Genomic DNA, 5,858 nt, shown 5'->3' with positions numbered 1-5,858 from the left:
TCGCTCCGGCGCAGTAGCCGTCGCCCCGGCGGGGCCCGGCGCCCGGGGTGGGTGTCACATCGCCGTGTCGCGGGACCGCGGCCCCGGGACCTCGCCACCTACGGGCTGCTGCGCGCAGGGTCGCTCCGGCGCAGTAGCCGTCGCCCCGGCGGGGCCCGGCGCCCGGGGTGGGTGTCACATCGCCGTGTCGCGGGACCGCGGCCCCGGGACCTCGCCGCCGCGGTCACGGCCCGGGGGCCGGTCGAGACGGAAGAGGCCCGCGGTGTGGGAGCGCTGGCCGGTGGCGGTGCTGGTGGAGCGGGTGAGCTCCTCGACGCCGTCGGCCAGATAGCCGACCCAGGCCGCGCCCTCGTCCTCGATGACCCGCTGCGCGTCGGTCCGCAGCCGCTCGATCACCCCGAGCAGGGCGGCCTGCTCCTTGTCGCTGGGGGAGTCGGTGGTCCTCAAGAACCCCTGCGCCCAGTCGGACTGGGCCTTCTTCAGGATCTGCTGCAGCGCCATCTCCGCGCGGATGTAGCGGGTCCAGGACGCCGAGAACCCGAAGATCCGGTCGAAGAGCACACAGCCCGCCCCGCCGGCCAGGAACACGAACCCCCACTCGGGCTGCACGGTCGTGGGCGAGGCCGCGTGCACCAGCGGCGTGATCGTGCCGACGATGCCCAGCAGCGCGGCGAGCGCCCGCAGCGAACGAGACCACAGCGACGGCCCCCGGCGGCGGGCCAGATACCAGCCGATCGCCGACGTCACCTCCGCCTCGGCATGCCGGAACAGCTCCCACAGCAGGTCGGCGCGCGTACGCGACCGGTCCAGCTCGGTCAGTTCGGACACCGTCATGTCCGCAGCCCTGCGTCGTCCGAACATGTCCCGCTCCCGCCCCTCCTGGATGGCCAGGGGCATCCTAGGCGCAGTCGCGCCGACAAATCCCTGCCACGACGGATAACCCTTTCTGCGCCGTTTCGGGTACTTTCGAACATATGAGGGCCGCACTGATGCGTACCGTCGTACGTCTGCTGATCGTGCCGTTCGCCGCCGTACTGGCGGTGCTGCTGGCCGGTGCGCCGGGCGCGCAGGCGGCCACCGACCTCTCCAAGGTCGCCCGGGAACTGCGCGAGAGCCCCGTCTACGTCGATCCGGCCGCCTCCGGGCAGCTCGCGGCGTCGGACGCGGAGGCGCTCGCCGACAAGATCAAGGACGCGGACAAGCCCGTCTTCGTGGCGGTCCTCCCCGCCGGCTACCCCGCGCAGGACCTCTTCCGGAACCTCCGCACGGAGACCGGCATCACCGGTCTGTACGGCATCCGCCTCGGCGACCGGTTCGACGCCCGCGCCGACAGCTCCGTGATGAGCAGGCAGGCGGTGTCCAACCTGGTCACCTCGGTCCAGGGTGCGGGTGACACCAAGGCCCAGCTGAACGACTTCGTCGACGACGCCTTGCGCAACGTGGGCGGTTCGGCGCCGAGCAGCTGGAGCGACGGCTCGGGCACCGACGTGCCGGTCGGCGGCCTGATCACGATCGGCGCCCTGGTGGCGGCCGGCGGCGCGGGCGCCTACACCGTGGTCCGCCGCAACCGGCGCCGCCACGAGGAGGAGCAGCGGGCCGCGCTGGAGAAGCTGCGGGTGGTCGTCGACGAGGACATCACCGCGTTCGGCGAGGAACTCGACCGGCTCGACTTCCATCCCGGGGAACCCGGCGCCGACGACGCGATGCGCACCGACTACGAGCGCGCCCTGGACTCCTACGAGCAGTCCAAGTCCCTGATGGCGGCCGCGACGAAACCGGAGGACGTCCGGGCCGTCACCCAGGCCGTGGAGGACGGCCGGTTCTCCCTGGCCCGGCTCGCGGCCCGCCGCGAGGGCGGGGCCCTGCCGGAGCGCCGCCCGCCCTGCTTCTTCGACCCGCGCCACGGCCCGTCCGTCGCCGACGCCACGTGGATGCCACCGGGCGGCACCGCCCGCGAGGTCCCCGTCTGCGCGGCCGACGACAGGCGCCTGGCCGAGGGCCGCGACCCGGTGATCCGCGAGGTCGACACCGCAAACGGCCGCCGCCCCTACTGGGAGGCCGGACCGGCGTACGGCCCCTGGGCCGGCGGCTACTTCGGCGGCGGCCTCCTGCCCGGCCTCCTCGTCGGCACCATGCTCGGCAGCATGATGGCCGGCCCCGCCTACGCGGCCGACTACGGCTCCGGCTACGGCGACTTCGGCGGCTACGAGGGCGGCGACGTCTCCGGCGCGGACTTCGACACCGGCGATTTCGGGGGCGGCTTCGGAGGGGGATCCGGAGGCGGCGACTTCGGTGGGGGCGGGGACTTCGGGGGTGGGTTCTGATCCCGGCCGGAGCCGCGGCGTCGGCAGCCGTGGCCGGGGGGTCGAGTTCCCGCGGATTGCTCGCGTAGCGGACAGCGACAGGCCTATTGCCTCCCTACGGTGGCGCCATGAGCACCTCCGACGACATTGGCCCGCTCGCCTTCGCGGGCACGGCCGACCTGGACTCCTGGCTTTCCGCCCACCCCGCGCCGCAGTCCGGACTCTGGGTCCGGATCGCGAAGAAGGGCTCGGGCCTCCCCTCCGTGAGTGCCGCCGACGTCAACGACCTGGCCCTGTGCCACGGGTGGATCACCGGGCAGCGCAAGGGGCTTGACGAGGCGTACTACCTCCAGCGGATCACGCCGCGGCGTCCGGGCAGTCTCTGGTCCCTGGTCAACGTCCGGCGGGTCGAGGAGCTGACCGCCGCCGGGCGGATGCGGCCCGGCGGGCTCGCGGAGGTGGCGGCCGCGCGGGCAGACGGTCGGTGGGAGGCGGCGTACGCGTCGCAGAAGGAGGCCGAGGTCCCCGAGGACCTGGCGGCGGCGCTGGAGCGGAACTCCAGGGCCGCCGCGGCGTTCGCGGCCCTCGGCCGGACGGACCGATACCTGGCGATGCTCGGCGTGCTGCGGGCCAGGACCGCGCGGAGCCGGGCCGCTCAGGTGGCGGCGGCGGTGGCGAAGCTGGAGTCACGCAAACCGGAAACGCGGTGAGTCACCCGGCGGAGGCCGCCGCGCGAAGCGGGCCCGGCTCCCTCGGAGCCGGGCCCTGAAGTCGTGTCAGAGCGTCGACGCCGCCGAAGCGATGGCGGAGGCGAAGGTGGAGACCTCCGTGTAGACGCCGGGAGCCTCGGGCCGGGCGCAGCCCTCGCCCCAGCTCACGATGCCGACCTGGATGAAGTTGCCGGCGTTGTCCTTGCGGAACATCGGGCCGCCGGAGTCACCCTGGCAGGTGTCGACACCGCCCGCGTCGAAGCCGGCGCAGATCTCCTCGTTCGCGACGAGGCCGCTGTAGAGGCCGCCGTAGGCCTTGCACGCGGCGTCGCTGACGAACGGCACGGTCGCCTTGAGGAGGTAGCGCTGCTGGGAGCCGCCCTCCCGGTTCGCGCCCCAGCCGGCGACGGTGAAGTCACCGGTGTTGTACTGCGCGGTGGTGGCGATCTTCAGGGTCGGCAGGTTGATGGGCTGGGCGAGCTTGATGAGCGCCCAGTCCTTGCCGGTGCCGTTGTAGCCGGGGGCGCGCAGCACCTTGGTGGAGCGGACCTGGACCCGGCCGCTGGTGGACTGCAGGTCGACGACCCCCGCGGTGGCGGTGATGCCGGTGTTGTTGCCGGAACTGCCCACGCAGTGCGCGGCCGTGAGCACGATCTGCTGGGTGTAGAGGGCGCCGCCGCAGCCCATGGAGAGCCGGACCATGAACGGGAACTCGCCCTGTGCGGCCCGGGTCCCGCCGACGACGGGCGACGGGGCGGCCTGTGCGGCGGAGACGGGCTGGAGACTGGCGATCGCGAGGGCGGCGGCGCCGAGGACCGCGCATCTCTTGAGGGCCGTGAGAAGTCTCTTCAACGTGATGCCTTTCGTGGGGGTTGACTGGGGAGGTGCAACCGAAGCATCAGATTGACGAGTGCATGACAGCAGCAAGCGCAAAAAGAACGTCCATGTGCTGGCATGGACTGGTCAAAATATTGCTGCTGGATTATGAGAACGCCGACAGTCTTTGCACAAGGGGCGGGAACCGGCCAGACCGGCCCGGCGACGATTCACCGGGCCGGCCCCACAGGGCTCACGCGTTCCTGATGGCCGAGATGTCGAAGTTCAGCTTGATCTTGTCGGAGACCAGGACGCCACCGGTCTCCAGTGTGGCGTTCCAGGTCAGGCCCCACTCGGAGCGCAGGATCTCGGCCTTGCCCTCGAAGCCGACGCGCTCGTTGCCGAAGGGGTCCTTGGCGGCGCCGTTGAACTCGAGGTCGATGGCGAGCGGACGGGTGGTGCCGAGGATCGTCAGGTCGCCGGTGACCCGGTAGTCGTCGCCGCCCAGGGCCTCCACGCCGGTGGAGCGGAAGGTCATGGCCGGGAACTCGTCCGTCTTGAAGAAGTCCGCGCTCTTGAGATGGCCGTCACGGTCGGCGTTGCCGGTCTCGATGCTGTCCATCACGACATCGAGGGAGGCCGTCGAGCGCGACGGATCGGTGCCGTCGAGGCGGAGCGTGCCGGTGAAGTCCTGGAAGCTGCCCTTGACGTTCGTGACCATGGCGTGCCGGGCGGTGAAGCCGATCGTCGAGTGGGCCGGGTCGATCGTGTAGTCGCCGGTCAGGGCGGCCAGCTCGGGGGTCACGGCGCTCGTGGCGGTGGCGGTGCGGGTGCCGGTGCGGCTGAAGATGCTCATGGTGTACGCCTCCTGTGCGTGATGTTGAATGTTTAACTACTCCAACGAGACTCACCGTAGACCTATTCCGTTCAATGTTCAACATCTTCAGGGCGGGTGTCTCCGCCTCGGTCTGCCGCGCCTTACTCGTTCCGCCGCTTGGCGCAATCGCGCGGCCCGTCGGGGTGGACCCGCCGGACGCGGTGCACGGCGGCCCGGAACCGGGTGGGCCGGGGCCCGCGGGCTCGCCGAAGCCGGGGCGCCGGGCCTCGGCCGGCACCCGGTGCGGTGGCGGTGTCCGGCGAGACGGGGTTCCGTGTCAAGGGAGCGCATGGAGACAGACGAGACCACGGCGGACGCCCAGCGCAGGGGAGAGCGACTCGTGACACTCACCGGCTCCGGCTCGGCCCACGACCCACCGGCGGATCCCGCCCCGCGCCGCTCCACGGCCCCCGTCCCCGCCCGCGTGCACCAGTACGGGCCACCGCGACGACTCGACCGGCGCGTGGCCCTGGTCACCGGCGCCTCCTCCGGCATCGGGGCGGCCACGGCCCGGCGTTTCGCGATGGACGGCTGGCAGCTGCTCCTCAGCGGACGCGACCGGCACCGTCTGGAGCAGACGGCGTCCGGGACCTCGGCCGTCGTGCTGCCCGCCGACCTCGCCGCCCCGGAGGGCCCGCGCCTGCTGGCCCAGTCCGCGCTGCACACCACCGGCCGGATCGACGTCCTGGTCGCCGGGGCGGGCATGGGCTGGGCGGGCCCCTTCGCCGCCATGCCGCACACCGACATCGACCGGGTGCTGACCCTCGACCTCAACGCCACGCTGCACCTCGTGCGTGAGGTGCTGCCCTCGATGATTGCCGCCGGACGGGGCCGTGTGGTGCTGCTCGGCTCGGTCGCGGGCTGCGTGGGCCTGCGGGAGGAGGCGGTGTACTCCGCAGCCAAGGCCGGCCTCGCCGCCTTCGCCGAGGCGCTGCGCCAGGAGCTGCGCGGCACGGGCGTGGGCGTCACCCTCGTCGTGCCCGGAGCCGTCGACACGGCCTTCCATAACCGGCGCGGCAGGCCCTACGACGGCACCCGCACCGGTCTCCTCTCGCCGGGGTGCGTGGCCGGCACGATCTGGGAGGCGGTCCGGCAGAACCGCGACGAGGCCTACGTCCCCACGTGGCTGACCGTTCCGGGCCGCGTCCGCGG

General features: G+C 72.6%; 6 protein-coding genes. 3 read left to right on the top strand and 3 right to left on the bottom strand.

Annotated features, from left to right (window positions below; translation table 11 throughout):
* Positions 1 to 174: 174 nt before the first annotated feature.
* Positions 175 to 861: an SLATT domain-containing protein gene (locus ACZ7EG_RS29910; protein WP_471085480.1), complete on the bottom strand. Its 687-nt coding sequence runs from the start codon at positions 859 to 861 to the stop codon at positions 175 to 177.
* Positions 862 to 974: 113 nt separating this feature from the next.
* Between ACZ7EG_RS29910 and ACZ7EG_RS29905 the strand changes: the two genes are divergently transcribed.
* Both ACZ7EG_RS29905 and ACZ7EG_RS29900 read left to right on the top strand, forming a co-directional pair.
* Positions 975 to 2,324 (top strand): hypothetical protein, encoded by a 1,350-nt coding sequence (locus tag ACZ7EG_RS29905; RefSeq protein ID WP_471085477.1) that lies wholly within the window; start codon positions 975 to 977, stop codon positions 2,322 to 2,324.
* Positions 2,325 to 2,431: 107 nt separating this feature from the next.
* Positions 2,432 to 3,013, top strand: a complete 582-nt coding sequence (locus tag ACZ7EG_RS29900) for a YdeI/OmpD-associated family protein (protein ID WP_471085474.1) — start codon at positions 2,432 to 2,434, stop codon at positions 3,011 to 3,013.
* Positions 3,014 to 3,079: 66 nt separating this feature from the next.
* Here the strand turns inward: ACZ7EG_RS29900 and ACZ7EG_RS29895 are convergent, their stop codons facing one another.
* Together ACZ7EG_RS29895 and ACZ7EG_RS29890 are read right to left on the bottom strand one after the other, a co-directional pair.
* The gene (locus tag ACZ7EG_RS29895; RefSeq protein ID WP_471085471.1) at positions 3,080 to 3,865 is read right to left on the bottom strand and encodes a S1 family peptidase; all 786 of its coding nucleotides are present in this window, start codon (positions 3,863 to 3,865) and stop codon (positions 3,080 to 3,082) included.
* Positions 3,866 to 4,082: 217 nt separating this feature from the next.
* Entirely contained in the window at positions 4,083 to 4,685 is a 603-nt protein-coding gene (locus ACZ7EG_RS29890) for a YceI family protein (RefSeq protein WP_471085468.1), read from the bottom strand.
* Positions 4,686 to 5,046: 361 nt separating this feature from the next.
* Here ACZ7EG_RS29890 and ACZ7EG_RS29885 point away from each other — a divergent pair.
* On the top strand, positions 5,047 to 5,858 hold an 812-nt coding region (locus ACZ7EG_RS29885), incomplete at its 3' end, for an SDR family NAD(P)-dependent oxidoreductase (RefSeq protein WP_471085720.1).

The organism is Streptomyces sp. NPDC037100, assembly GCF_055606225.1.
This window is presented reverse-complemented; position numbering and strand designations above follow the sequence as displayed.

Bases quoted from the DNA above. Each gene is read 5' to 3' on its own strand.
- ACZ7EG_RS29910 (WP_471085480.1), bottom strand. From the start codon at position 861: ATGTTCGGACGACGCAGGGCTGCGGACATGACGGTGTCCGAACTGACC.
- ACZ7EG_RS29905 (WP_471085477.1), top strand. From the start codon at position 975: ATGAGGGCCGCACTGATGCGTACCGTCGTACGTCTGCTGATCGTGCCG.
- ACZ7EG_RS29900 (WP_471085474.1), top strand. From the start codon at position 2,432: ATGAGCACCTCCGACGACATTGGCCCGCTCGCCTTCGCGGGCACGGCC.
- ACZ7EG_RS29890 (WP_471085468.1), bottom strand. From the start codon at position 4,685: ATGAGCATCTTCAGCCGCACCGGCACCCGCACCGCCACCGCCACGAGC.